This is a genomic window from Halospina denitrificans, from assembly GCF_004364635.1.
GTDB classification, from domain to species: Bacteria; Pseudomonadota; Gammaproteobacteria; order Pseudomonadales; family Oleiphilaceae; genus Halospina; species Halospina denitrificans.
In genome coordinates this window covers 322,521-349,074 of record NZ_SOAX01000003.1, presented here as the reverse complement: position 1 = coordinate 349,074, position 26,554 = coordinate 322,521, and the positions used below count along the sequence as shown (strand labels likewise).

The following is a 26,554-nucleotide window of genomic DNA, read 5'->3' as shown; positions in this document are numbered from 1 at the left end:
TTCATTGTACCCATTGAAACTCTCCCTTGAGGTTCCGTTGGGTGCAATGAGAATCTGTTACGCTTCGCTCCGCTGATATCAGGATGCTGTCTGTTATGTTCGAATGGCCCTTCATTCTGGATTTCTGGTTCGGTCCATTGGATGACGACGGCGTTCCCGGGAAGTCATACCGCGAACAGTGGTTCTCTGTAAACCGACGATTCGACTGGGGGCTGAGGCGGCGTTTCTCATCCATGGTGTTGCTGGCCTCGGAAGAGGGACTGGATCACTGGCGCAGGGAGCCCGGTGGCGCATTGGCGGAGATCCTTCTGCTGGACCAGTTCTCGCGCAACATATACCGGCGGACCGCCATGGCCTTCCAGAATGATTCGCTGGCACAGCGCCTGGCCCGGGAGGGGGTTGAGCGGGGTGATGATGTGCGTCTGGCGCTGATTCAGCGCGCGTTTTTCTACATGCCCTATCAACATGCGGAGAATCGCACCCTGCAGCAGGAATCCGTCGCGCTTTACGAGCAACTGGTGCGAACCGCCTCCGGACGCCTGCGGGACGTACTGGACGGCTTTTACCAGAGCGCCCAGCGCCACCAGGCACTCATTGAGCGGTTTGGTCGCTTCCCGCACCGCAATGCAACCATGAAGCGGACCAGCAGCACGGCTGAGAAGGCGTTCCTGGCCGGCAACGAACAGTCCTTCGGGCAATAGCCTGGCTCAGCCGGGTTGCGGGTTGAATTTCGGGGAAGGGTATTGACGCGCCCAATACAATTCGTAGAATACGCAGGCACTGTCAACGCGGGAATAGCTCAGCTGGTAGAGCACCACCTTGCCAAGGTGGATGTCGCGAGTTCGAATCTCGTTTCCCGCTCCAGATTCCGAAAGCCCGGCCCTTTGTGGTCGGGCTTTTACGTTCCCGCCCCCCGAAAGGCGTCGCGCTCAGTTATACTTGGCGCTGACGTAACCTGATGAACCAATGAACAGGACACTATGACCACAGTACTGACGCTGGAATCAGTCCAGCTGGCGTTCGGCATGCAGCCGCTACTTGATGGCGCCGAACTCCGGATCGAGCGCGGCGAGCGAATCTGTCTGCTCGGCCGTAACGGTGAGGGGAAATCCACACTTCTGCGCCTGATTACCGGGGAGATGACGCCGGATGCCGGCGAGGTTTCGGTGCCTGATGGCGTGAGGGTTGCCGTGCTTCCCCAGGAGTTGCCGGAAATCCGTAACCGAACCGCCTACAACGTGGTGGCGGACGCCTTTCCAGAGACCGCCCGCCTTCTGGATGAATTCCAGGCGCTGTCCATGTCGGCCGGCGATGGGGGTGATCTTAACCGCCTGCAGGTCGTGCAGGAGCGGCTGGAAGAGCTGGATGGCTGGCGTTTCGATCAGCGCATCCGCACCACCCTTGAGCAGTACCGGATCCCGCCCGACGTCAGTCTGGATACGCTTTCAGGGGGGTGGCAGCGCCGGGTTCTGCTGGCCAAGGCCATGGTGACCGAGCCCGATCTGTTGTTGCTCGATGAGCCCACGAACCACCTTGACGTTCCCGCGATCCGTTGGCTTGAGACGGCACTGGCCCAGTTCAGTGGCGCCGTGCTGTTCGTGAGTCACGACCGGGCCTTTATCCGGGCCATGGCGACCCGGATTATCGAACTTGATCGGGGTCGCCTCAGCTCCTGGCCGGGTAATTATGACCGTTACCTGGAGGCCAAGGAGAAGGCGATTGCCGAGGAAGAGCGCCAGCGCGCTGAATTCGATAAGAAACTGGCCCAGGAGGAGCAATGGATTCGCCAGGGTGTGAAGGCGCGGCGTACGCGCAACCAGGGCAGGGTAAAGCACCTTCAGGCCATGCGCGAGGAACGCCGTGAGCGGCGGGAACGCAGTGGCACGGCCCGGATCCAGGTTGAGGATGCCGGGCGTTCCGGCAAGCTGATTGCGGAAGCCATCGGGGCAGGGTTCGCCTATGAACCTGACAAGCCACTGATCCAGGATCTTGAGTTGACGCTGATGCGTGGCGACAAGATCGGCCTTATCGGCGAGAACGGGTCGGGAAAGACCACGCTGTTGCGTCTGCTGCTTGGCGAGCTTGAGCCTACGTCGGGTGAGATCAAGCGTGGGACCCGCCAGGAGGTGGCGTATTTTGACCAGCTCCGCGGTCAGTTGGATCCCGAAAAGACCGCCCTGGACAACCTGAGTGAAGGCCGGGAGTTTATCGAGGTTAACGGCCGTAGCCGACACATTATGGGCTATCTCCAGGAATTCCTGTTTACGCCGGATCGGGCGCGAAGCCAGGTCCGTGTACTCTCGGGGGGCGAGCGCGCACGCCTGCTTCTGGCCAAGCTGTTCAGTCAACCCGCCAATATCCTGGTTCTGGATGAGCCCACCAACGACCTGGATGTGGATACGCTTGAGCTGCTGGAAGCGCAGCTTGTGGAATTTCCCGGAACAGTCATCCTGATCAGCCACGACCGCGAATTCCTGGATCACGTGGCCGGCAGCGTCTTTTTCCTCGATGGGGAAGGGGGAGTGCACGAAACCATCGGCGGATTCAGTGACTGGCGTCGGGAAGGCGGCCTTTTCCCCACTGAGCAGCCAGCGGGAAAAGCCGGCCGTTCGGGGCCCGCTTCCGGAACGGCCGAGCGCAGTGCCAATGACAAGCCGGCCACACCCAGGAACAACAAACTGAGCTACAAATACAAGCGTGAGCTTGAACAGTTACCGGAGCGGATCCGCGGCCTGGAACAGGAGGTTGAAGACCTCAATGCGCGGATCTCGACGCCGGATTTCTATGAGGGTGATCCGGAAGAGGTCCAGCAGGTGCTGGGCAGGCTCTCCCAGGCTGAAAGCGAGCTGGAAACCGCCATGGAGCGCTGGGTAGAGCTGGAGGAGATGGCGGGTTGATCAGTCCTTGACCCGAACCGCCAGTACATCGCAGCTGGTACCGTGAAGGACCGAGTTGGCTGTTGAGCCCAGCAGCAGCTGAATCCCGTGACGGCCGTGGCTGCCCATCACAATCAGGTCTGCGCCGAGGGCCTCCGCCTGCTTCTTGATCTCCGAACCGGGGCGCCCTACAACGATCCGCCGGTTGGCCTCACCTATACCGAAGGCTTCCCCGTGTTCGGCGAGGCGGGCAGTGGCATTGTCCTCCAACTGCTGCTGAAGGTCGCTCAGATCCAGCGGGAGGTCGCCGCCATAGGCGTAACCGACGGGTTCCACCACGTGAATCAGTTCAAGTTGTGCGCCCGAGGTGTCCGCCAGTCTCTTTGCTCTGCCCAGAACCTCTGAGGCTTCCTCGGTCAGATCGATGGCGACAAGGATCCGCTGGTAATCACTCATTTCACTCTCCTGTGACTGGTGTGGCAGCCCGTCAGGCTGCCTTGAGCCGTTCAATGGACTCTTCAAGGGTCTCAACGATCCCGGTGGAATAACGGTTGATCACGAACGAGACATTTTCCTCATCGTAATTGATATAGGATTCGCGGATAAACTGCCACTTACTGTTGACGTCGGACAGCAAGCTGTCGAGCTGGTTGTCGCTGTTCGCGCCGCTGCGCAATTCCTCAAGGTTATCCTCAAACTGCCGAGCCAGTTCGTCCAGGGACTTTTCAGTGTCTGCGCCCTGGAATACCTGCGCTACCGATGATGAGGAGCGGGCTGAGTAACGTGTGACCATCAGTGCCATGGTAACGGACGCCTGACGCGCAAGTTCCACCTTTTCTGCGGTTGGGGTTTGATCCTGCTCCGCCACACGGTTGTACAGCTTTTCCGAGAGTACGCTCAGGTTCTGCGCCTGGTTGGCCATGTCCGACAGCAGCCTCAGATCCGGATACCCGGAGGACCGGACGTCCTCGATACTGGTATCCATCAGGTCGGAGAAGTCCTGGTACGCCTGGCTCAGATCGTCCATTTCAGTGCCGGTCAGTGACTCACCGGCCAGCTCGTCAATCCGGGAAATCAGCTCCTGCGAGGAGTCCATGTCATTATTGATCTGCGACACCAATTCTTCATCGGGATCCGTTGTATAGTTGTAGTAGTGGTTGAGCGCCATGAAGTTGCGCAACCGGAAACGGTGGATGGTGTCCAGGAGATCCTGGGCCATGGACTGGGTTTCATTTTCTGGTTCGGCGCTGCTGTTCTCCTGCGCGGCCACCGGATTGAACAGCGCCAGGGCAAGCAGCAGGGCTGCACAGATGCCTAAGCCTAGGGTGTTGCGGAAGTTCGGGTGCGTCATGGGGGTTCGTCTCCACCGTTTGTCGGATTGTTTTCCTTGATATCTCAGGACAGTGTAGCAAGCTTTGACGTTCCTTCGAATGTCGGTTCATGAGAAGGCCGGGAGCTTGGCCCCACAGCATGTATTCGAATAAACAAATTGACAAACGCTCGGTTTTTTTTCATCGTTGGCTCCGCATTCAAACGACTGTATGAATTTTGGATCGCGTTTCGGCCAGCGACGTACCAATCACAACCTGGAGATCAGTTGATGATTTACGAAGGTAAAGCCATCACGGTTAAAGAGATTGAAGGCGGTTTTGCACAACTGGACTTCGATCTCAAGGGTGAGTCTGTCAATAAGTTCAATCAGCTTACCATCGAAGAGCTTGGAGAAGCCGCGGAAAAGCTTCAAAAAGCCAAGAAGGTCAAGGGACTGGTGGTTACCAGCTCCAAGGACACCTTCATTGTAGGCGCAGACATCACTGAATTCACGGATCTGTTTGCCGGTCCCGAAGAGGAGCTTGTCAACAACAACCTCAAGGCAAACCGGATTTTCAGCAGCATCGAGGACCTGCCATTCCCGACAGTGACGGCCATCAACGGCCAGGCACTGGGTGGCGGCTTTGAGATGTGCCTGTCCACCGACTTCCGGGTCATGGACCAGAAGGCCAAGGTCGGACTGCCGGAAGTCAAGCTCGGGATCTTCCCCGGCTTCGGTGGCACGGTGCGTCTCTCACGCCTGATCGGTGCGGATAACGCCATCGAGTGGATCTGCATGGGCAGTGAGCACAGGGCGGACAAGGCGCTGAAGTTCAACGCCGTTGACGCGGTTGTCGGCAACGACCAGCTCGTTGACGCCGCTATCGACATGCTCAAGGAAGCCAACGCCGGCAAGCTGGACTACAAGGCGCGCCGCGAAGAGAAGACCGGCAAGCTCAAGCTCAACTCCATGGAAAGCATGATGGTGTTCGAGACGTCCAAGGGTTATGTGGCCGGCCAGTCCGGACCCAACTATCCCTCGCCGGTCGAGGCCGTGAAGGTGATGCAGAAGCACGCCGGCATGACCCGCGACAAGGCGATCGAGGTTGAGGCGAACGGCTTTGCCAAGATGGCCAAGACCGGCACGGCCTCCTCACTGGTCCAGATCTTCCTGAACGACCAGGACCTGAAGAAGAAAGGCAAAGACTACGAGAAGCAGGCCAACCAGGTAAAAATGGCAGCCGTTCTGGGTGCTGGCATCATGGGTGGCGGTATCGCATTCCAGTCGGCGTCCAAGGGCACGCCCATCCTGATGAAGGATATCAACCGCGATGGCATCACCGCGGGCCTTGAGGAAGCCAAGAAGCTGCTGACCAAGCGCGTGGACAAGGGCAAGATGAACGCCGGTCAGATGGGTGACGTGCTCAACAACATCCACCCGACGCTGAACTATGGTGATTTCGGGGATGTGGATCTGGTTGTCGAAGCCGTGGTCGAGAACCCGAAGGTCAAGGACGCGGTACTGCGTGAGACCGAGGACGTGATCGGCGAGGACAAGATCCTCACCTCCAACACCTCCACCATTTCCATTGACCGCCTGGCGAAGAACCTCAAGCGCCCGGAAAACTTCTGCGGCATGCACTTCTTCAACCCGGTACACATGATGCCGCTGGTTGAGGTCATCCGTGGCAAGAAGACCAGCGACAAGGCAGTGGCAACCACAGTCGCCTATGCCCGCGCTATGGGCAAGAGCCCGATCGTGGTCAACGACTGCCCCGGCTTCCTGGTCAACCGGATCCTGTTCCCGTACTTCGGCGGCTTTGCGCGCCTGGTGCGCGACGGTGCGGACTTCCAGAAGGTCGACAAGATCATGGAGAAGTTCGGCTGGCCCATGGGCCCGGCCTACCTGCTGGACGTGGTTGGCATGGATACGGCCAAGCACGCCAACGAAGTCATGGCTGAAGGCTTCCCGGATCGCATGAAGGATGAGCACAAGAGTGCCATTGATGTGATGTTCGAGAATGACCGCCTGGGCCAGAAGTCGGACAAGGGTTTCTATCAGTACCAGCTGGACAAGAAGGGCAAGCAGCAGAAGGTGGTTGATGAAAGCAGCTACGGCCTGCTCAAGCCGGTTGTCCACAACAGCCAGGAGTTCACCGACGAGCAGATTATCGAACGCATGATGATCCCGCTGTGCATCGAAACGGTTCGCTGCCTGGAAGACAACATCGTTGGCACGGCCGCCGAGGCGGACATGGGACTGGTTTACGGCATCGGCTTCCCGCCCTTCCGCGGTGGCGCGCTGCGCTATATCGACGACATTGGCCTGGACGAGTTCTGCAAGATGGCAGACAAGTACAAGGACCTTGGCCCGCTCTACCATCCGACCGATGGCATGCGTGAAATGGCCAAGTCCGGCAAAAAGTTTCACGGCTAATCGTTGAATGAGTTTTCCGAACGGAGAAGATCTATGAGCCTTAATCCGAGAGACGTTGTCATAGTCGATTGCGTACGGACGCCGATGGGCCGTGCCAAGAATGGCTGTTTCCGCAATGTGCGCGCCGAAAATATGTCTGCTGCGCTGGTCGAAGCCCTTTTTGATCGCAACCCGAAGGTCGATCCGAAAGATGTCGAGGACGTGATCTGGGGCTGTGTGAACCAGACAAAGGAACAGGGTCTGAACATCGCGCGCCACATCTCGCTGATGACCCGGATCCCGCATGAATCGGCCGGGCAGACGGTGAACCGCCTGTGCGGTTCTTCCATGAGTGCCATCCACACTGCCGCCCAGGCGATCCAGACGGGCAACGGCGAGGTGTTCGTGATCGGCGGTGTCGAGCACATGGGTCACATTCCCATGGAGTCCGGCTTTGATCACAACCCGGCGTCATCCAAGTATTCCGCCAAGGCGTCCAACATGATGGGCCTGACGGCGGAAATGCTCGCCAAGATGCACGGCATCGAGCGCCAGCAGCAGGACGAGTTTGGTTATCGCTCGCACCAGCGTGCTCACGCGGCGCGGGAAGAAGGGCGTTTTGATAACGAGATCGTGCCGATCGAAGGTCATGATGAGAATGGCTATCGCAAGCTGATTGAGCAGGATGAGACGATCCGTCCCGAGACGACCGTCGAGGGCCTGTCCCAGCTGAAGCCGGCGTTTGACCCGAAAAACGGCACGGTAACGGCCGGTACCTCCTCGCAGCTGACCGATGGTGCTTCCAGCATGATTGTGATGTCCGCCGAGAAGGCCAAGTCGCTGGGCCTCAAGCCCATCGCCAAGGTGCGCTCCATGGCGGTAGCTGGTGTGGATCCGGCCATCATGGGCTACGGTCCGGTTCCGGCGACCAAGAAGGCGCTCAAGCGCGCTGGCCTGAAGGTCGAGGACATCGACTTCTGGGAGCTGAATGAAGCCTTTGCCGGGCAGTCCCTGCCGGTTCTCAAGGATCTCAAGCTGCTGGATGTGATGGACGAGAAAGTGAACCTCAACGGCGGCGCCATTGCGCTTGGTCACCCGCTGGGATGTTCTGGTTCCCGTATTTCCACCACACTGCTGCATATCATGCAGCAGAAGAGTGGCACGCTGGGCGTGGCCACCATGTGTGTGGGGCTTGGGCAGGGTACGGCAACCGTCTTCGAGCGGCTCTGATCCCGGCACCTGACCCTGAAAAGCCCGGCCCTGCGCCGGGCTTTTTGCGTCAGGGCCTCTTGACCCGGTACACACGAATCCCTATATATTGTCGCCACGTCCATGCCGGTGACGGCCATGGTTTCAGAAAGTCTTCGAGGATTGTTCCGTCGTTATGGGTAAAAGTCTGGTTATTGTGGAGTCGCCCGCCAAGGCCAAGACCATCAACAAGTATCTGGGAGATGACTATGTTGTGAAGTCGAGCATTGGCCATATTCGGGATCTCCCCGTCAGCGGCTCGGGACAGAACAAGACCGACCCCAAGGAGCGGGCGCGTCAGGCCGCGCAGACCCGCAAGATGGACCCCGAGACCAAGGCCCGCTATCAGCAGCAAAAGCAGCGGGCGCAGCTTATCCGGCGCATGGGTGTGGATCCCGAGAACGACTGGGAGGCTCACTACGAAATACTGCCCGGCAAGGAAAAGGTGGTCAGCGAACTGCAGCGTCTGGCCCGTAACGCCGATGCCGTCTATCTGGCAACGGACCTTGACCGTGAGGGGGAAGCCATCGCCTGGCACCTCAAGGAGGCCATTGGCGAGGATGACAGCAAGTATCGGCGGGTGGTGTTCAATGAGATCACCAAGCGGGCGATCCAGGAGGCGTTCAGCGAGCCGACGGACGTGGATGAGCACCGCGTCAGTGCCCAGCAGGCCCGGCGTTTTCTTGATCGGGTTGTGGGGTATATGGTCTCGCCGCTTCTCTGGAACAAGATTGCCCGCGGGCTGTCAGCCGGTCGGGTGCAGTCGGTGGCGGTTCGGCTCATTGTTGAGCGTGAGCGCGAGATAAGGGCCTTTGTCCCTGAGGAGTACTGGGAGCTTGAGGCTGACCTCAAGGCACCCGAGCATCGCGAGGAGCCCATCCCCTTTGATGTGGTGCGTCATCAGGGGCAGAACTACCGCCCAACCAATCAACAGCAGAGCGATGAGCACGTTGCGCGGCTCCGTGCGTTGGCGGAGGAAGACGCTACCTACCGGGTCATCAAGCGGGAAGACAAGCCAACGCGCTCGCGCCCGAATGCGCCCTTCATTACCTCGACGCTGCAACAGGCCGCCAGCAACCGCCTTGGTTTCAGTGTCAAGAAAACCATGACGTTGGCGCAGCGGCTCTACGAAGCCGGTTTTATCACCTATATGCGGACGGACTCCACGAACCTGAGTCAGGATGCCATACAGTCGGCGCGCGGTTACATCAAGTCATCATTCGGTGAGGATTACCTGCCTGAGAAGCCACGCTACTATACCTCGAGAGAAGGCGCTCAGGAGGCGCACGAGGCGATCCGACCCTCGGATGTCAAGCGCAAGGCGAGCGACATCAGTGGCCTCGAGAAGGACGCTGAGCGGCTTTATGACCTGATCTGGCGCCAGTTCCTTGCCTGTCAGATGACGGATGCGGAGTTTCTCAGCAGTTCGATCACGGTCCAGGCCGGGGATTATGAGCTCAGAACCCGGGGCCGGATTATCCGCTTTGATGGCTTCCAGCGCGTTCAGCCGCCGGGTGGCAAAAAGGAACAGGATGTCGTGCTGCCCGAGGTTGCGGAAGGCGACCAGTTGCGCCTCCATGAACTGTACCCGAGTCAGCACTTTACCAAGCCGACCCCCCGTTATAGCGAAGCCTCGCTTGTAAAGGAGCTCGAGAAACGCGGAATCGGCCGGCCATCGACCTACGCCTCGATCATTTCCACCATCCAGGACCGCGGCTATGTGCGCCTGGAGAATCGTCGTTTCTATTCGGAGAAGCTGGGCGACATTGTCACGGATCGGTTGAACGAATCCTTCTCCAACCTGATGGATTACGGGTTTACCGCCCGGATGGAAGAAGAGTTGGATGAAATCGCCGAAGGGCAGATTGACTGGAAGAAAGTGCTCAATGAATTCTATGAGCGCTTCTCCGCCCAACTCGAGGAAGCCAGCTCCACGGAGCATGGGATGCGGGGGAATACTCCCACCAATACGGATATCGAATGCCCCGACTGTGGGCGCCCCATGCAGATCCGTATCGCCAGTACCGGCGTCTTTCTGGGCTGTTCCGGCTACTCGCTGCCGCCCAAGGAACGGTGTAAGAAGACGATCAACCTGGTTTCCGGCGAGGAGGCGGTGAGCGTTGACGATGATGACGGCGAGGGCGAATCACGACTGCTGCGCCAGAAACGTCGCTGCCCGGAATGCGGCACGGCCATGGACAGCTACCTCATCGATGAGGGGCGCAAGCTCCATATCTGTGGCAACAACCCCGACTGCCCGGGCCACGAGATTGAACACGGCAGTTTCCGCATCAAGGGCTATGAAGGCCCAACTCTGGAGTGTGACAAATGCGGCAGCGAGATGCAGCTCAAGAGCGGGCGTTTCGGCAAGTACTTCGGCTGCACGAACACCGAGTGCAAGAATACCCGCAAGCTGCTGCGCAATGGCGAGCCGGCACCGCCCAAGATGGACCCGATTCCCATGCCGGAGCTGCCATGCCAGAAGGTCGAGGATACCTATGTGCTGAGGGATGGGGCGTCAGGCCTCTTCCTGGCCGCGAGCAAGTTCCCCAAGAATCGCGAAACCCGGCCGCCGCTGGTCAGCGAGATCAAGCCGCACGCCGACGAGCTTGATCCCAAGTACGCCTATATTCTCGAGGCGCCGGAGCGTGATCCCGAGGGCAATCCCACGGTGGTACGCTTCAGTCGCAAGAATAAGGAGCAGTACCTGGTCTCCGAAAAGGAGGGCAAGGCGACGGGGTGGCAGGCGTTCTATCGCAACGGGCGATGGGAGCCCCAGGAGAAGCAGCAGAAAAAAGGGACTGGCCAGAAGAAAGGCTCCGGCCAGCGGAAAAAGAAGGCAAGTTAGGCGTCAGCGGGAACGGTTTCGAAGCCGTTCCAACAGGCTGGAGGTGTCCCAGCCGCCGCCACCCTGGGCCTGGACGTCCCCATAGAACTGGTCGATGAGGGCCGCGGCGGGTAGGGTGGCGCCACGGTCCCTGGCTTCGGACAGGCAGATGGCCAGGTCCTTTCGCATCCAGTCCACGGCAAATCCGTGGTTGTACTCGCCGGCGATCATGGTGCCCGCACGGTTGTCCATCTGCCAGGATTGGGCGGCGCCCCCTGAAATGGCACCGATGACCGCCCCGGTATCGAGGCCCGCCTGCTCCGCGAAATGGATGCCTTCGGCGAGTCCTTCAAGCAGCCCCGCAACAGTGATCTGGTTGACCATTTTGGTCAGCTGTCCGCTTCCCACCTCGCCCATGTAATGGCTCACCTTGCCGTAGCAGTCGAGCACCGGCTGGGCGCGCTCAAAACTCGCCTTATCCCCGCCGCACATGATCGTGAGCTGGCCGTTCTGGGCACCCTGTTGCCCGCCGGAGACAGGGGCGTCGACCCAATGCAGGTTCCGTGATGAAGCCGCTTCGGCCAGCTCGCGGGTGACGGTCGCGGAGGCGGTTGTATGATCCAGGAGCAGAGCGCCTTCGGGCGTATTGGCAATAATGCCACCGTCGCCCCTGAAAAGTGACCGCAGGTCCGGATCCGCCCCTACGCAGGTGATAACGACGTCCGCATTGCTGACGGCGCCGGCAATGCTTTCGTCCATGGCCCCGGGATAATCGCTGGTCCACTGCCTGGCCTTTGAGGCAGTGCGGTTGTAGACGGTAACCTCGAAGCCGTCACGCTTCGCCAGATGCCCCGCCATGGGATAACCCATGACGCCCAGCCCGATAAAGGTGATGTTCATCAGGATTCTCCCTGCTGTTAGCGCATCAAAAAACCCGCCGAAGCGGGTTTTTAAGGGTGCCGGTTACTTGTTCGGATAATCGCGCTTGCTGTACCCGGTATAGAGCTGGCGGGGGCGTCCAATCCGGTAGGACCCGCTCACCATCTCATTCCAGTGTGCGAACCATCCGATAGTGCGCGACATCGCAAAAATCACCGTGAACATGGAAGTAGGGATGCCGATTGCCTTGAGGATGATCCCGGAATAGAAGTCAACGTTCGGGTAGAGCTTGCGCTCGATGAAGTATTCATCCTCCAGTGCGATCTGCTCCAGGCGCTGGGCAATGCGCAGGAGTGGATCATTCTCCATGCCGAGTTCCTTCAGCACTTCATGGGCCGTATCACGCATCACGCGCGCCCGCGGGTCGAAGTTCTTGTAGACCCGATGGCCGAAGCCCATCAGGCGGAAAGGGTCGTCCTTGTCCTTGGCGCGTTCGACGCACTCCTCAACACGGGATTCGTCGCCGATCTCGTTGAGCATGTTCAGCACAGCTTCGTTGGCGCCACCGTGAGCGGGTCCCCAGAGCGCCGCAATACCGGAGGCGATGACTGCAAAGGGATTGGCGCCGGTGGAGCCGGCAAGGCGCACCGTGGACGTGGAGGCGTTCTGCTCGTGGTCCGCGTGCAGGATAAAGATCCGGTCCATAGCCTTGGCGATGATCGGGTTGACCTTGTACTCCTCGCACGGCACCCCGAACATCATATACAGGAAGTTCTCGGCGTAGCCCAGATCGTTACGGGGGTACATGAAGGGCTGGCCGATGGAATACTTGTAGCACATGGCGGCGATCGTGGGCATCTTGGCAATGAGCCGGAAGGCGGCAATCTCGCGCTCACGCTCGTCGGTCAGGTCCATGGTGTCGTGGTAGAACGCGGAGAGGGCGCCCACGACCCCCACCATGATGGCCATGGGGTGGGCATCGCGCCGGAAACCATTGAAGAAGCGCCCCATCTGGTCATGGATCATGGTGTGATTATTCACGGTGTTCCGGAAACGCTCATTTTCCTTGGCGGAGGGGAGTTCGCCATGCAGAAGCAGGTAACAGACCTCAAGGTAGTCCGCGTTCTCCGCCAGCTGTTCGATGGGATAGCCGCGATGCAGGAGAACACCGTTGGCGCCATCAATGAAGGTGATCTTGGATTCGCACGCAGCGGTGGAAACGAAGCCCGGATCATAGGTGAACCAGCCCTCCTGGACCAGGCTGCGGATATCGATCACATCCGGTCCTTCAGTACCGGAGTAGACCGGAAGTTCCAGGGTTCGGCCACCGACTGAAAGCGTTGCTTTCTCGTTGGACATGGTGTTCTCCTGTCAGTTCAGCAAACATAGTGCTGGAGATTACGCACAACCGGCGCCAAGTATCGCAAAAGTTTGCCCCGGTCGTCACGGATTAACGCCCCAAAAGGCCGGGTGGGAGAGGTTGATCCCGGGAGGGGCGGCGCACGTCGTGGACGAAAAATATAGGCCCACGTTACGGATTGTCAATCCGGCTGTTACCGAGGGTCGATCGGAGAGGCTGTTACCCGTTTGTAATCACAAGGGGTAGTCTCTATAATTCGAACGCCGAAGACGGGAGCCTGCCAACGACGGCGGTACTTGCCTTCCCGACGCCAGTAGGCGACCACCAATACACAGTGCACGACGTCGCTCTGTTTCCGCCGACGCTCGGAGCACCAGACAGGGGTGTGACTAAGCTGTGAACTCGAAACGACCAGTCAATCTCGAAATCAGCACGATCCATTTCCCGATTCCCGCCATCGCCTCCATCATTCACCGCATCAGCGGTATTGTGGCGTTTGTGGGAATTGCGTTTCTGCTTTACGGGCTGGATATGTCGTTATCCAGTCGGGCGGATTTCAGTTCCGTTGCCGACGTAATGGGGCATCCTCTGGCCAAGCTGGTTGTATGGGGCATCCTTGCGGCGCTTGCCTATCATCTTGTCGCTGGAATTCGCCACCTGATCATGGATATGGGGGTGGGTGAAACGCTTGAGGGCGGACGGCTGAGCGCCAAGATTACCTTCGGGGTCTCCATTGTGCTGATCATTCTTCTGGGAGTCTGGATATGGTAACAAGTGTCACCAACCTTGGACGCACCGGCGCGTTCGACTGGCTCATGCAGCGGGTCTCCGCCGTGGTGCTTGGCGTCTATACGCTTTTTCTCGCGGGTTACCTGCTGGCGTCGCCCGATCTTGATTATGCCCAGTGGGCAGGGCTTTTTGATCAGATGTGGATGCGGATCTTCAGCCTTCTGGCGCTGATTTCCCTGGGGCTGCACGCCTGGGTTGGTCTCTGGACCATTACCACGGATTACATCAAGCCAACCGCATTGCGATTTCTTATTCAGGCGGTGTGCGGTCTGATCATGTTTGTCTACCTCGTCTGGGGTGTTGAGATTCTCTGGGGGCTTTGAGTTATGTCGAATCTTAGAACGATGTCTTTCGACGCGCTGGTTATCGGTGGCGGTGGTTCCGGTCTGCGGGCGGCGCAGCAGCTGACGCAGTCGGGGGTTAAAACCGCCTGCATCTCCAAGGTCTTCCCGACCCGCTCCCACACGGTTTCCGCCCAGGGTGGTATTACCTGCGCCATTGCCAGCGCCGACCCGAATGATGACTGGCGCTGGCATATGTATGACACCGTCAAGGGGTCAGACTATATCGGGGACCAGGAAGCTATCGAATACATGTGCTCCGTGGGACCCAGGGCGGTCTATGAGCTTGAGCACATGGGGCTTCCGTTTTCACGCTTTGAGAATGGCCGCATCTATCAGCGTCCTTTCGGCGGCCAGTCCAAGGATTACGGCAAGGGTGGCCAGGCCGCCCGGACCTGTGCCGCGGCCGACCGTACCGGCCACGCGTTGCTCCATACGCTGTACCAGGCGAATCTCAAGGGTGGAACCACCTTCCTGAACGAATGGTATGCCGTCGATCTGGTCAAGAATCAGGATGGTCAGGTAGTTGGTGTCGTAGCCATTGAGATCGAGACCGGCGAAGTGGTCTATATTAAGGCCAAGGCAACGGTGCTGGCTACCGGCGGTGCGGGACGCATTTATGCCTCGACCACCAACGCCCTGATCAATACCGGTGATGGTGTCGGTATGGCGCTGCGGGCGGGTATTCCCGTTCAGGATATGGAGATGTGGCAATTCCATCCCACCGGTATCCATGGCGCCGGAACCCTCGTCACCGAAGGGTGCCGTGGTGAAGGCGGCTATCTGGTCAACGGTGAAGGCGAGCGTTTCATGGAGCGCTATGCGCCCAACGCCAAGGATCTCGCGGGGCGGGACGTGGTTGCCCGTTCCATGGTTCTTGAGATTCTTGAGGGCCGCGGCTGCGGTCCCAACAAGGACCATGTCTATCTGAAGCTGGATCACCTGGGTGAGGAGACTCTTAACCTCCGTCTGCCGGGTATCCTGGAGCTTTCCCGTACTTTCGCCCACGCGGATCCGGTCAAGGAGCCCATCCCGGTGGTTCCAACCTGTCACTATATGATGGGTGGGCTTCCCACCAACATCGGCGGACAGGTGATGACCCAGGATTCGAACGGTAATGATCAACCGATTGAGGGGCTTTTTGCCTGTGGCGAAGCAGCTTCCGTCTCTGTGCATGGCGCCAACCGTCTGGGCGGCAACTCGCTGCTCGACCTCGTGGTCTTCGGTCGCGCCGCCGGCCTGCAGATCGAGAAGCAGCTGCGGGAAGGCGGTGAAAGCATGGAAGCCAGTGAAAGTGACATCCAGAATGCCATGGCAAGGCTGGACCGGCTCAACAGTGGCGAGGGCACGGAGCGCGTGGCCGACGTCAAGAAGGATCTGCAGGATACCATGCAGCTCTATTTCGGCGTCTTCCGTGATGGCGAGCCAATGGACAAGGGGCTCAAGCTGCTTGATGAGATCGGCAAGCGGATCCAGAACACCAAACTGGAAGACACGAGTAACGCATTCAACACCGCACGTGTCGAAGCGCTGGAACTGGAAAACCTTTACGAGGTGGCGTACGCAACGGCTGTATCCGCTGTTGAGCGGAAAGAGAGTCGGGGCGCCCATGCCCGTAATGATTACACCGAACGGGACGACGAGAACTGGCTGAAGCATTCCCTGTATTTCCCAACCGAGAAACGGCTGGGGCAGCGCGAGGTCAACTTTGCGCCGCGTTCCATGGAAGCGCTTCCGCCAACCGTCCGGAAGTATTAATCAAGGGGTGATGTAATGTTAGTCAGTCTTTATCGGTATAACCCGGAAACGGACAATGTGCCCTACATGCAGGACCTTGAGGTAACGCTTCCGGAGGGGAAGGATCTGATGGTTCTTGATGTTCTCCACATGCTCAAGGAGGACGACCCGAGTGTTGCTTTTCGGCGCTCCTGCCGGGAAGGTGTCTGCGGTTCCGATGGCATGAACATCAATGGCAAGAACGCGCTTGCCTGTGTCACGCCGGTATCGGAAGTTGCACCCAAGGGCAAACTGGTGGTGCGGCCCTTGCCGGGGCTGCCGGTAATCCGGGACCTGGTGGTGGATATGTCCATTTTCTATCGCCAGTACGAACGGATTCAGCCCTATCTGATCAATGATAATCCGGAACCGGCGATAGAACGGTTGCAGTCTCCCGAGGATCGGGAGAAGCTGGACGGGCTCTACGAGTGCATTCTCTGTGCCTGTTGCTCCACGGCGTGCCCCTCGTTCTGGTGGAACCCGGACAAGTTTGTAGGGCCGGCAGGTCTGCTGCAGGCCTATCGTTTTCTGGCCGACAGCCGTGACACGGCGACGGCGGACCGTCTTGATAATCTGGACGATCCGTTCAGCGTATTCCGCTGCCGCGGCATCATGAACTGTGTTAGCGTCTGTCCCAAGGGGCTGAATCCGACGCGCGCAATCGGGCACATTCGTACTATGCTGATGCAGCGAACAACCTGATTATTGCGACACTGTAAACGCCAGAAGACGCTCTGAAGCGGACCCGTTTCCGTTTCAATAATGCGCGCTCCGGCAATACCGGAGTCGCGCACGGGAATGTGGCCGGCGCTCACAAGGCCCTGGCTGCATTTTGCTGACAAGATGTTCAGTCAAAGGCGAGCTATTGCCATGCATGAAAGCGTAATGGAGCAGTTGTGGCGGACCTCTCACCTTCAAGGGGGGAATCTTGCCTACGTTGAGGATCTGTTTGAGACCTATCTGACGGACCCCAACAGCGTACCGGAGGAATGGCGGCGGTACTTTGATCAACTTCCCGGTATTCCAGGTGATCACCGCCCCGACGTTCCGCACCGAGACATACGAGAACAATTCCGCTACATATCCCAGAATCAACGCCGCTACACGCCCACTCAGGGTACTCCCGCCACCATCTCAAGCGCCGAACAGAAACAGGTTCGCGTCCTCCAGCTGATCAACGCCTATCGAGTCCGTGGCCATCAGAGAGCCAACCTGGATCCGCTTGGTCTGCTTCAGCGGCCGGAAGTCCAGGATCTGGATTACCGTTTCCACGGTCTTGATGAGGACGACCTCGAGGAGGAGTACCAGACCGGCTCTCTGTGTTTCGGCGCCGAGCGCATGAAGCTGCGCGATATTATTGATGGCCTGCAGCGGACCTACTGCAGTACGGTGGGCGCGGAATACATGCACATCGTGGATACCGCGGTTAAGCGCTGGTTCCAGCAGCGTCTCGAAACGGTTAAATCCCACCCGACGTTTGAGAAAAAGACTCGACTCAATATTCTGGAACGCCTGAATGCCTCAGAGGGGCTGGAGAAATACCTGGGCTCCCGGTATCCCGGAACCAAACGTTTCGGGCTGGAGGGCGCCGAGTCGCTGACGCCCTGTGTCAGTGAACTGATCCAGCGTGGCGGCTCCTATGGCGCGCGCGAGATTGTGATCGGCATGGCCCACCGGGGCCGACTGAACGTCCTGGTCAACACCCTGGGCAAGAATCCCGGCGAGCTCTTCGACGAGTTTGACGGCAAGATCACCATGGAGGAAGGCTCGGGTGACGTTAAGTACCACCAGGGCTTCTCGTCCAACGTCATGACGCCCGGCGGCGAGGTCCATCTGGCTCTTGCCTTCAACCCGTCGCATCTGGAGATTGTTACCCCGGTGGTCAGCGGCTCGGTGCGGGCGCGGCAGGCGCGTCGCGAAGACACCATCGGCCAGCAGGTGCTGCCGATTGCCATTCATGGTGATGCGTCTTTCGCCGGTCAGGGCGTGGTCATGGAAACCCTGCAGATGTCCCAGACCCGGGGCTTCGGCGTTGGCGGGACCGTCCATATCATCGTCAACAACCAGATTGGCTTTACCACCAGCTACCAGGACGATGCGCGCTCAACCGAGTACTGCACGGATGTGGCCAAGATGGTGCAGGCGCCAATCCTGCACGTGAACGGCGATGACCCCGAAGCGGTGTTTTTCGTCACGCAGCTGGCCATGGACTACCGCAATGAATTCAAGCAGGACGTCGTCATTGATCTGGTGTGCTACCGCCGTCGTGGCCACAACGAGGCCGACGAACCGGCGGCGACCCAGCCGCGGATGTATGAAAAGATCCGCAAGCATCCGACAACGCGGGATCTCTACGTCAAGCAGCTTATCGAGGACGGTGAGATCTCCGATGATGACGCCAAGAAGTTCTTCGAGGAGTACCGCGACAAACTCGACCGGGGCGATCATGTGGTCGATGCTCTGGTGAAGGAGCCCAACACTGAACTCTACGTGGACTGGACGCCTTACCTGGGCCACGAGTGGACTGCCCGCTGCAAGACCAGCGTGCCCATGAAGACGCTGCAGGAGCTGGGGAAAAAGATTTCCACTATTCCCGAGGGGTTCAGCATTCAGCGCCAGGTCAAGAAGATCATGGAAGATCGGGGCAAGATGACCCAGGGAGCGCTGCCGCTCAACTGGGGATACGCGGAGACCCTGGCCTATGCCACGCTTATTCACGAGGGACACCCGATCCGGTTCTCTGGCCAGGATTCCAGGCGGGGGACCTTTTCCCATCGTCATTCCGTGCTGCACAACCAGAAGGATGGTTCCGAGTACGCTCCCCTTGAACATATCCGGGAGGACCAGCCACGCTTCGAAATCTATGACTCGCTGCTTTCCGAGGAGGCGGCGCTGGCGTTCGAATACGGTTATTCGACCACGACACCGGCGACGCTGACGATCTGGGAGGCCCAGTTCGGTGATTTCGTCAATGGCGCCCAGGTGGTCATTGACCAGTTCATCACCAGTGGTGAGCACAAGTGGGCGCGGCTGTGCGGCCTGACCCTGCTCCTGCCCCACGGTTATGAAGGTCAGGGGCCGGAGCATTCCTCGGCACGCCTGGAGCGTTTCCTTCAGCTCTGCGCGGAACACAATATCCAGGTCTGTGTTCCGACCACGCCGTCTCAGGTGTTCCACATGCTCCGGCGCCAGGTCAAGCGGCCGCTGCGTAAGCCGCTGATTGCACTGACACCCAAGAGTCTGTTGCGGCACAAGGAGGCGGTATCCTCGCTTGATGACCTTTGTGAGGGGACCTTCCGCACCGTCCTTCCGCCCAAGCAGATGCCGGACCCGCGCAAGGTTAACCGTTTGATCATGTGTAGCGGCAAGGTCTATTACGATCTGCTGGAAAAGCTTCGCAGCGACGGCCGGGAAGACACGCTGATTGTACGTATTGAGCAGCTCTATCCCTTCCCACACGATGACCTGGATGCGGTGCTGGCTCCCTACCGCAAGATCAAGACGGCGGTCTGGTGTCAGGAGGAGCCCATGAACCAGGGCGCCTGGTATTGCAGTCAGCACCATATGCGCCAGGCGCTCAACCAGCTGAATCCTAAGCTGGTGCTCCAGTATGCCGGACGCAAGCCGTCTGCAGCGCCGGCTGCGGGCCACGCCAGTGTCCATGCGCAAGAACAGAAACAACTCGTTGAAGACGCGTTCTCTGTCTGACGAGCAACAACCAGAAAGGAAAGGCAATGACAACAGACATAAAAGCTCCGGTTTTCCCTGAGTCTGTCGCCGAAGGCACCATCGCAACCTGGCACAAACAGCCGGGGGAGCAGTGCGAGCGGGATGAGCTGATCGTGGACATCGAGACCGATAAGGTCGTGCTGGAAGTGGTTGCTCCCGCTGACGGTGTCATCTCGGAGGTGGTCAAGGGTGAGGGCGACACGGTCGAAAGTGGGGAAGTCATCGGGAAGTTCGCCGAGGGCGAGTCCGGAAGCAGCGGTGGCGGTGAAGAAAAAGCCCCTGAGAAAGAGGCCGAGGCATCATCGACGGAGGCGTCAGAGCCAGCCGAGTCCGATAGCGGTAAAACCAGTGAGCCCGCAGCTGAGAGCAGCGGAGAAGAGCCGATGCTGAGCCCCGCGGCCAAAAAGCTGGCCGAAGAGAAGGGGGTCAACCCGAAACAGGTTGAGGCCACGGGGCGCGACGGCCGGGTTCTGAAAGAGGATATTCTCCGCCATCTGGAACAGGGTCCCCAGGAGAGCACTCCTCAGGGCAGCGGCAAAACTGCGGAGCAAGGTAAACCCCAGCAGCCGCCGGAAGCCTCCATGCCTGCCGGAGAGCGGCCTGAAAAACGGGTCCCCATGACCCGTATGCGCGCAAGCATTGCGCGCCGACTCGTGGACGTGCAACAGACCACGGCCATGCTGACCACTTTCAACGAGGTCAACATGAAGCCGATCATGGACATTCGCCAGTCCTACAAGGACACCTTCGAGAAGCGGCACGGCATCAAGCTCGGTTTCATGGGCTTCTTCGTCAAGGCGGCGTGCGAGGCCCTCAAACGTTTCCCGGCAGTGAATGCCTCTATCGACGGGACCGACATGGTCTATCACGGCTATCAGGACATCGGGATTGCCGTATCCACGGAACGCGGGCTTGTCGTCCCGGTGCTGCGGGATGCGGATGCCCTTTCCGTTGCGGATGTCGAGCAGGGAATCACCGAATTCGGCAAGAAAGCGCGTGACGGCAAACTGACCATCGATGAGATGACCGGTGGGACCTTCAGCATCACCAACGGCGGCATCTTTGGTTCGCTGCTGTCCACGCCCATTCTCAACCCGCCCCAGACGGCGATCCTTGGTATGCACAAGATCCAGGAGCGGCCCATGGCTGTTAATGGGGAAGTGGTGGTGCAGCCGATGATGTATCTGGCACTCTCATACGATCACCGTATGATTGACGGGAAGGAGGCGGTTCAGTTTCTCGTCACCATCAAGGAATTGCTGGAGGATCCGGCACGGATTCTTCTCGACGTTTAATAACGATAGACCGGTAAGCAGGAATCATTATGTCCCAAGATTACGACGTAATTGTCATCGGCTCTGGCCCGGGCGGTTATGTAGCCGCCATCCGGGCCGGGCAGCAGGGAATGAAAGTCGCCTGTGTTGAGGGCTGGCAGGATGACAAGGGAGGCCAGGTACTTGGCGGTACCTGTCTGAATATAGGCTGTATCCCGTCCAAATCCCTGCTGGAGACCTCCCACAAGTATGAGGAGGCGAAACACGGGTTTGAGAAGCAGGGCCTGAAGGTCAGTGGCCTGGATGTGGACGTGGGCCAGATGATGGCCAACAAGAACGAGATCGTGAATAACCTCACGGGGGGTATTGCAGGTCTGTTCAAGTCCAATGGTGTTACCTCCATCCATGGCTGGGGGCGTGTCCTGAACAGCAAGCAGGTTGAGGTGACGGATCTCAAGGGAGAGAAGACCACCTACGGCGCGAAGAACATCATAATCGCAACGGGCTCGCGTCCGATCGAGATCCCTCCGGCCCCCATGAAAGAGGGCAAGATCGTCGACAGCGAGGGGGCACTGGAGTTTGATGAGGTGCCCAAGCGCGTTGGTGTCATTGGCGCCGGTGTCATCGGGCTGGAGCTTGGCAGTGTCTGGAATCGGCTAGGCTCCGAGGTCACCATGCTGGAAGCCCAGGAGACCTTCCTGGCCGGTGTGGACCAGGCCATTGCCAAGGATGCCTTCAAGAGCTTCAAGAAGCAGGGCCTCGACATCCGTCTCAAGTGCCGCGTGACAAAGACCGAGATCAAGCGCAATCTGGTTTACGTTACCTATGAGGACGCGGACGGCAACGAGCAGCAGATCAAGTGCGACAAGCTGATCGTTGCCGTGGGCCGTACGCCGAATACGGAAAAGCTCTTTTCCTCCGATTCCGGTGTTGATCTGGACGAACGCGGCTTTGTCGCGGTTGATGATCAGTGCCAGACGAACGTTCCCGGCATCTATGCCGTTGGTGATGTGGTGCGGGGCCCAATGCTGGCGCACAAGGCATCCGAGGAAGGCATCATGGTGGTTGACCGGATTGCCGGGAAGGCAACCGAAGTCAACTATGACTGCGTTCCCAATGTGATCTACACCCATCCCGAACTGGCGTGGGTTGGACGCACAGAAGAGGATCTGAAGGCCGAGGGCGAGCCCTACAAGGTGGGCAGCTTCCCGTTTGCGGCCAACGGACGCGCGATGGCGGCGAATGCGACCGAGGGGCAGGTGCGCATCCTGGCGCACGAGGAAACCGACCGCATCCTGGGAATGCATGTGGTCGGTCCCCAGGCCTCTGAGATCGTCGCCCAGGGCGTTATTGCCATGGAGTTCGGTTCCAGCGCCGAAGATCTGGCACTGACATGTTTTGCCCATCCGACGCTTTCCGAATCTGTCCACGAGGCAGCCCTGGGGGTCGATGGCATGGCAATCCACAAGGCAAACCGGCGCCGGAAGAGCAAGTAACCGGCGGGTTCCAACATACGACAGGTTGTGATCTATGAATCTGCACGAATATCAAAGCAAGAAGCTTTTCGGGGAGTACGGGCTGCCCGTTTCCGAGGGCGTTGCCTGCGCAACCGCCGATGAAGCTGTCGCCGCCACGGACAAGATTGGCGGCGAGGGCTGGGTGGTCAAGGCCCAGGTTCACGCTGGCGGCCGCGGCAAGGCCGGAGGCGTGAAGCTGGCCAAGTCCAAGGAAGAAATCCGCGAGTTCGCGGAGAAGTGGCTCGGTCAGCGGCTGGTGACGTTCCAGACCGATGCCAAGGGTCAGCCGGTTAATCGGATCCTGGTTGAGTCCCTGACGGACATCGATCAGGAGCTCTACCTGGGTGCCGTGGTTGATCGTGGCACCCGCCGGGTGGTTTTCATGGCCTCCACCGAGGGTGGTGTCGAGATTGAGAAAGTGGCCGAGGAAACGCCGGACAAGATCCTGAAGGCGACGGTTGATCCCCTCGTCGGCGCCCAGCCTTACCAGGCCCGTGAACTTGCCTTTGCCCTCGGCCTCCAGGGCGAGCAGATCAAGCAGTTCACCAGGATTTTCCTGGGCCTTGCGAAGCTCTTCGAGGACAAGGACCTGGCACTGATCGAGATCAACCCGCTGGTTATCACTGGCGAGGGTAATCTTCATTGCCTGGACGCCAAGGTCGGGACCGACGGCAACGCCCTCTATCGCCAGAAAGAGCTGGCCGAGATGCGCGATCTTTCCCAGGAGGACGAGCGCGAGGCGCACGCCGATGAATGGGACCTGAACTACGTGGCCCTTGAAGGCAACATCGGATGCATGGTCAATGGTGCCGGTCTGGCCATGGGCACCATGGACATCATCAAGCTGCATGGCGGCCAGCCCGCCAACTTCCTGGATGTGGGCGGTGGTGCGACGAAGGAACGGGTTGCCGAAGCGTTCAAGATCATCCTGTCCGACGATACGGTCAAGGCCGTCCTGGTTAACATCTTTGGCGGCATCGTCCGCTGTGACATGATCGCCGAGGGCATCATGGGGGCCGTCGAGCAGGTGGGTGTGACCGTGCCCGTCGTGGTCCGCCTGGAAGGCAATAACGCCGAGAACGGGCGCCAGAAACTGGCCGAGAGCGGATTGAACATTATTGCCGCCAGCAGCCTGTCGGAAGCTGCCGAGAAAGTTGTTGCTGCAGCCGGAGGTGAAGCATGAGTGTTTTGATCAACAAAGAAACCAAGGTTATCTGTCAGGGCTTCACCGGCGCGCAGGGTACCTTCCATAGCGAGCAGGCACTTGAGTACGGAACCCAGATGGTCGGCGGTGTGAGTCCCGGAAAAGGCGGTACCGAGCACCTGGGCCTGCCGGTATTCAACACGGTGCGCGAAGCGGTCAAGGCAACCGGCGCCACGGCTTCCGTCATCTATGTTCCCGCGCCCTTCTGTAAGGATGCGGTGATTGAGGCGGCGGATGCCGGCATCGAGCTGGTGGTGTGCATCACCGAGGGTATCCCGACGCTCGACATGCTCTATGTGAAAGAGTACGTGGATCGCAAGGGCGTGCGCATGATCGGCCCCAACTGCCCGGGCGTCATCACACCGGATCAATCCAAGATCGGTATCATGCCGGGCTACATTCATCAGGCGGGTCGGGTCGGTATTATTTCCCGCTCCGGAACCCTGACCTATGAAGCCGTGAAGCAGACGACCGACTACGGTTATGGCCAGTCCACCTGTGTCGGCATCGGGGGCGACCCGATTCCCGGGTCCAACTTCATCGATATGCTTGAGCTCTTCGAGAAGGACCCGGATACCGAGGCCATTGTCATGATCGGCGAAATCGGTGGTACGGCCGAGGAAGAGGCCGCGGCCTACATCAAGGACAATGTCAGCAAGCCCGTCGTGTCCTACATCGCTGGCGTGACCGCGCCTCCCGGTAAGCGCATGGGCCATGCCGGCGCCATTATCGCGGGTGGCAAGGGTACGGCTGATGAGAAGTTTGCTGCACTCCAGGATGCGGGCGTGCACACTGTGCGCAGCCTGGCCGAGATCGGTAAGGCCCTCAAGGAAGCCACCGGCTGGTGACAGAGCGGCGCCAGCGCCGCCCCATGGATAAAAGCCGACCTTCGGGTCGGCTTTTTGCGTCTGATTAACCCGGAACGATTTCCAGCGTATAATCCGGCGCTGAACCCTGAATCAATGAGGAGACAGGTTTGACCTCCGTTGAACCCCAACAGCGCGTTATCTCCGGAATGCGGCCTACGGGCCGACTCCATCTGGGCCATTATCATGGTGTGCTCAGTAACTGGACCAGACTCCAGCATGAATACGAGTGCTTTTTCTTCGTCGCGGACTGGCACGCGCTGACCACCCATTACGACGATCCGTTTTCCATTGAGGAGAACGTTTGGGATATGGTCATTGACTGGCTGGCGGCGGGGGTCAATCCGGGCTCCGCAACGCTTTTTATCCAGTCCCGGGTCCCGGAGCATGCCGAACTCCATCTGCTGCTCTCAATGATGACGCCCCTGGGCTGGCTGGAGCGGGTTCCCAGCTACAAGGACCAGCAGGAAAAGCTCAAGGAAAAAGATCTGGCGACCTATGGCTTCCTGGGTTATCCGCTGCTGCAAAGCGCCGATATCCTGATGTATCGCGCCGGCCATGTGCCCGTGGGCGCGGACCAGGTCTCCCATGTGGAAATCACCCGGGAGATTGCAAGGCGGTTCAATCACCTGTACGGGCGTGACCCGGGCTTTGAGGAGCAGGCAGAGGCCGCTATTGCCAAGATGGGGAAGAAGAACGCCAAGCTCTACCGGAACCTGCGACGGCGCTTCCTGGAGCAGGGCGATGAGGAAGCCCTGGATACGGCACGCGCGCTGCTCAAGGAGCAGCAGAACATCTCCATTGGGGATCGCGAACGGCTGTATGGCTACATCGAGGGCGGCGGCAAGGTCATCCTTCCCGAGCCCCAGTCATTGTTGACGCCGGAGGCCCGGTTGCCGGGTACGGACGGGCAGAAAATGTCCAAGTCGTACAACAACACGATCTTCCTCAGGGAGGAGCCGGACTCCGTCAGCCAGAAAATCCGCCGTATGCAGACCGACCCGGCCCGGGTGCGGCGCAGCGATCCCGGTGATCCGGATAAGTGCCCGGTCTGGCAGCTGCACGCGATCTATTCGGACCAGGATACCCAGGACTGGGTGCAGCATGGTTGCCGCAACGCGACCATCGGTTGCCTCGACTGCAAGAAACCGCTTGAAGAGAAGGTGATCGAGGAGCAGAAGGTCTTCCGCGACCGCGCCAGGGAGTATGAAAACAATCCGGACCTGGTTCGGTCCATCATGGATGAGGGCTGTGATCGCGCCCGGGTTCAGGCACGGGATACCCTTCAGGAAGTCAGGCGCGTCATGGGTCTGGAATACCGGCGATGACAACAACCGGGGAGGCCGTACCAGGAGAAGGTCAACAGGCGGCACTGGCGCTGGTCGCCGGTGAGCCGGTGCATGACCTTCCCCAGGATCTGTACATCCCCCCGGATGCCCTGGAAGTATTCCTGGATACTTTTGAGGGGCCGCTGGATCTGCTCCTGTACCTGATCCGCCGGCACAACATGGACATTCTGGATGTCGATGTCAGTGCCATCACGGATCAGTACATCGAGTACATCACACTGATGGAGGCCATGCGCTTTGAGCTGGCGGCCGAGTACCTGGTGATGGCGGCAACCCTGGCGGAGATCAAATCAAGGATGCTGCTGCCCCGCCAGACCGACAGCGAGGAAGAGGAGACGGACCCCAGGGCCGAACTGATTCGCCGTCTCCAGGAGTATGAGCGCTATAAGGTGGCGGCGGAGGAAATCGACACCATGCCGCGCCAGGAGCGGGATTTCCATGTGGCCACGGCGGAGCCGCCAGAGTTGCCGGAGCGCAAAGTGCACCCGGATGTCAGCCTGAGGGAGATGCTGCTGGCCCTGCGCGAGGTTCTGGTGCGTGCGGATCTCTACGAGCACCATCATGTTGAACGCGAGCAGCTGTCCACGCGCGAGCGCATGTCCTCAATCCTTGATGGGCTCTCCGGCGATCAGTTCTGCCGTTTCGAGACGCTTTTCGACCCGTCTGAAGGGCGCCTGGGCGTGGTTGTCACCTTCATCGCGATGCTGGAGCTCATTCGTGAGCAGCTTGTGGAAGTGGTCCAGAGCGAGCCTCTTGCGCCGCTGCATCTCCGGGCGCGGGGAAGTGAATGAA

Annotated in this window: 20 protein-coding genes, 1 tRNA gene and 2 pseudogenes; 19 read left to right on the top strand and 4 right to left on the bottom strand. The window is 59.3% G+C overall.

Annotation, left to right across the window (positions count from 1 at the left end):
• Positions 1-95 precede the first annotated feature (95 nt).
• The 5 genes and pseudogenes from DES49_RS08500 (at position 96) to DES49_RS15815 (ending at position 2,897) form a co-directional block, all read left to right on the top strand.
• The gene (locus tag DES49_RS08500) at positions 96-701 is read left to right on the top strand and encodes a DUF924 family protein (RefSeq protein ID WP_133735975.1); all 606 of its coding nucleotides are present in this window, start codon (positions 96-98) and stop codon (positions 699-701) included.
• A gap of 87 nt (positions 702-788) precedes the next feature.
• Positions 789-864 (top strand) — tRNA-Gly (locus DES49_RS08495).
• A gap of 116 nt (positions 865-980) precedes the next feature.
• Positions 981-1,859 (top strand): annotated as a pseudogene (locus tag DES49_RS15825) (ATP-binding cassette domain-containing protein); the annotation flags it as partial.
• A pseudogene (locus tag DES49_RS15820) lies at positions 1,845-2,372 on the top strand (ATP-binding cassette domain-containing protein); the annotation flags it as partial. The pseudogenes DES49_RS15825 and DES49_RS15820, both read left to right, overlap by 15 nt.
• Before the next feature lie 21 nt (positions 2,373-2,393).
• Complete coding sequence (locus tag DES49_RS15815) at positions 2,394-2,897, top strand: ATP-binding cassette domain-containing protein (RefSeq protein ID WP_424955228.1); 504 nt, start codon at positions 2,394-2,396, stop codon at positions 2,895-2,897.
• Here DES49_RS15815 and DES49_RS08485 read toward each other — a convergent pair whose 3' ends face one another.
• A complete protein-coding gene (locus DES49_RS08485) occupies positions 2,898-3,332 on the bottom strand; it encodes a universal stress protein (protein WP_133735974.1) in 435 nt (144 codons plus the stop codon).
• A 31-nt stretch (positions 3,333-3,363) separates the two neighbouring features.
• Complete coding sequence (locus DES49_RS08480; protein WP_133735973.1) at positions 3,364-4,227, bottom strand: hypothetical protein; 864 nt, start codon at positions 4,225-4,227, stop codon at positions 3,364-3,366.
• Between the two features lie 249 nt (positions 4,228-4,476).
• Between DES49_RS08480 and fadB the strand changes: the two genes are divergently transcribed.
• The 3 genes from fadB to topA all read left to right on the top strand — a co-directional run bounded on the left by fadB (position 4,477) and on the right by topA (position 10,699).
• Entirely contained in the window at positions 4,477-6,624 is a 2,148-nt protein-coding gene (gene fadB / locus DES49_RS08475) for a fatty acid oxidation complex subunit alpha FadB (RefSeq protein WP_133735972.1), read from the top strand.
• 33 nt (positions 6,625-6,657) lie between these two features.
• Positions 6,658-7,833: an acetyl-CoA C-acyltransferase FadA gene (gene fadA / locus DES49_RS08470; RefSeq protein WP_133735971.1), complete on the top strand. Its 1,176-nt coding sequence runs from the start codon at positions 6,658-6,660 to the stop codon at positions 7,831-7,833.
• Between the two features lie 154 nt (positions 7,834-7,987).
• Positions 7,988-10,699, top strand: a complete 2,712-nt coding sequence (topA, locus tag DES49_RS08465) for a type I DNA topoisomerase (protein WP_133735970.1) — start codon at positions 7,988-7,990, stop codon at positions 10,697-10,699.
• A 3-nt stretch (positions 10,700-10,702) separates the two neighbouring features.
• Here topA and DES49_RS08460 read toward each other — a convergent pair whose 3' ends face one another.
• Positions 10,703-11,578: an NAD(P)-dependent oxidoreductase gene (locus tag DES49_RS08460; protein ID WP_208297027.1), complete on the bottom strand. Its 876-nt coding sequence runs from the start codon at positions 11,576-11,578 to the stop codon at positions 10,703-10,705.
• 63 nt (positions 11,579-11,641) lie between these two features.
• Complete coding sequence (gene gltA / locus DES49_RS08455) at positions 11,642-12,916, bottom strand: citrate synthase (protein ID WP_133735968.1); 1,275 nt, start codon at positions 12,914-12,916, stop codon at positions 11,642-11,644.
• A 397-nt stretch (positions 12,917-13,313) separates the two neighbouring features.
• Between gltA and sdhC the strand changes: the two genes are divergently transcribed.
• From sdhC to DES49_RS08400, 11 genes are all read left to right on the top strand, one after another.
• Positions 13,314-13,688 (top strand): succinate dehydrogenase, cytochrome b556 subunit, encoded by a 375-nt coding sequence (gene sdhC / locus DES49_RS08450; RefSeq protein ID WP_133735967.1) that lies wholly within the window; start codon positions 13,314-13,316, stop codon positions 13,686-13,688.
• Positions 13,682-14,029, top strand: coding sequence for a succinate dehydrogenase, hydrophobic membrane anchor protein (gene sdhD, locus DES49_RS08445; protein WP_133735966.1), 348 nt, complete (start codon positions 13,682-13,684; stop codon positions 14,027-14,029). The genes sdhC and sdhD overlap by 7 nt, the downstream gene beginning before the upstream one ends.
• 3 nt (positions 14,030-14,032) lie before the next feature.
• Complete coding sequence (gene sdhA, locus DES49_RS08440) at positions 14,033-15,805, top strand: succinate dehydrogenase flavoprotein subunit (RefSeq protein ID WP_133735965.1); 1,773 nt, start codon at positions 14,033-14,035, stop codon at positions 15,803-15,805.
• 15 nt (positions 15,806-15,820) lie between these two features.
• Complete coding sequence (locus tag DES49_RS08435) at positions 15,821-16,525, top strand: succinate dehydrogenase iron-sulfur subunit (protein WP_133735964.1); 705 nt, start codon at positions 15,821-15,823, stop codon at positions 16,523-16,525.
• 168 nt (positions 16,526-16,693) lie between these two features.
• Positions 16,694-19,531, top strand: coding sequence for a 2-oxoglutarate dehydrogenase E1 component (locus DES49_RS08430; RefSeq protein ID WP_133735963.1), 2,838 nt, complete (start codon positions 16,694-16,696; stop codon positions 19,529-19,531).
• A gap of 26 nt (positions 19,532-19,557) precedes the next feature.
• Entirely contained in the window at positions 19,558-20,847 is a 1,290-nt protein-coding gene (gene odhB, locus DES49_RS08425) for a 2-oxoglutarate dehydrogenase complex dihydrolipoyllysine-residue succinyltransferase (protein ID WP_133735962.1), read from the top strand.
• Positions 20,848-20,876: 29 nt separating this feature from the next.
• Positions 20,877-22,322, top strand: coding sequence for a dihydrolipoyl dehydrogenase (gene lpdA, locus DES49_RS08420; protein ID WP_133735961.1), 1,446 nt, complete (start codon positions 20,877-20,879; stop codon positions 22,320-22,322).
• A gap of 34 nt (positions 22,323-22,356) precedes the next feature.
• Positions 22,357-23,526, top strand: coding sequence for an ADP-forming succinate--CoA ligase subunit beta (gene sucC, locus DES49_RS08415; protein ID WP_133735960.1), 1,170 nt, complete (start codon positions 22,357-22,359; stop codon positions 23,524-23,526).
• Complete coding sequence (sucD, locus tag DES49_RS08410; protein WP_133735959.1) at positions 23,523-24,395, top strand: succinate--CoA ligase subunit alpha; 873 nt, start codon at positions 23,523-23,525, stop codon at positions 24,393-24,395. Before sucC ends, sucD begins: the two co-directional genes overlap by 4 nt.
• A gap of 128 nt (positions 24,396-24,523) precedes the next feature.
• On the top strand, positions 24,524-25,741 hold the full coding sequence (locus DES49_RS08405; RefSeq protein ID WP_133735958.1) for a tryptophan--tRNA ligase: 1,218 nt from the start codon (positions 24,524-24,526) through the stop codon (positions 25,739-25,741).
• Complete coding sequence (locus DES49_RS08400; RefSeq protein ID WP_133735957.1) at positions 25,738-26,553, top strand: segregation and condensation protein A; 816 nt, start codon at positions 25,738-25,740, stop codon at positions 26,551-26,553. The genes DES49_RS08405 and DES49_RS08400 overlap by 4 nt, the downstream gene beginning before the upstream one ends.
• The last annotated feature ends 1 nt before the right edge of the window (position 26,554 follow it).

Coding starts and splice junctions, on each gene's coding strand:
- DES49_RS08500 (WP_133735975.1), top strand. CDS start 96: ATGTTCGAATGGCCCTTCATTCTGGATTTCTGGTTCGGTCCATTGGAT.
- DES49_RS08485 (WP_133735974.1), bottom strand. CDS start 3,332: ATGAGTGATTACCAGCGGATCCTTGTCGCCATCGATCTGACCGAGGAA.
- DES49_RS08480 (WP_133735973.1), bottom strand. CDS start 4,227: ATGACGCACCCGAACTTCCGCAACACCCTAGGCTTAGGCATCTGTGCA.
- fadB (WP_133735972.1), top strand. CDS start 4,477: ATGATTTACGAAGGTAAAGCCATCACGGTTAAAGAGATTGAAGGCGGT.
- fadA (WP_133735971.1), top strand. CDS start 6,658: ATGAGCCTTAATCCGAGAGACGTTGTCATAGTCGATTGCGTACGGACG.
- topA (WP_133735970.1), top strand. CDS start 7,988: ATGGGTAAAAGTCTGGTTATTGTGGAGTCGCCCGCCAAGGCCAAGACC.
- DES49_RS08460 (WP_208297027.1), bottom strand. CDS start 11,578: ATGAACATCACCTTTATCGGGCTGGGCGTCATGGGTTATCCCATGGCG.
- gltA (WP_133735968.1), bottom strand. CDS start 12,916: ATGTCCAACGAGAAAGCAACGCTTTCAGTCGGTGGCCGAACCCTGGAA.
- sdhD (WP_133735966.1), top strand. CDS start 13,682: ATGGTAACAAGTGTCACCAACCTTGGACGCACCGGCGCGTTCGACTGG.
- sdhA (WP_133735965.1), top strand. CDS start 14,033: ATGTCGAATCTTAGAACGATGTCTTTCGACGCGCTGGTTATCGGTGGC.
- DES49_RS08435 (WP_133735964.1), top strand. CDS start 15,821: ATGTTAGTCAGTCTTTATCGGTATAACCCGGAAACGGACAATGTGCCC.
- DES49_RS08430 (WP_133735963.1), top strand. CDS start 16,694: ATGCATGAAAGCGTAATGGAGCAGTTGTGGCGGACCTCTCACCTTCAA.
- odhB (WP_133735962.1), top strand. CDS start 19,558: ATGACAACAGACATAAAAGCTCCGGTTTTCCCTGAGTCTGTCGCCGAA.
- lpdA (WP_133735961.1), top strand. CDS start 20,877: ATGTCCCAAGATTACGACGTAATTGTCATCGGCTCTGGCCCGGGCGGT.
- sucC (WP_133735960.1), top strand. CDS start 22,357: ATGAATCTGCACGAATATCAAAGCAAGAAGCTTTTCGGGGAGTACGGG.
- sucD (WP_133735959.1), top strand. CDS start 23,523: ATGAGTGTTTTGATCAACAAAGAAACCAAGGTTATCTGTCAGGGCTTC.
- DES49_RS08400 (WP_133735957.1), top strand. CDS start 25,738: ATGACAACAACCGGGGAGGCCGTACCAGGAGAAGGTCAACAGGCGGCA.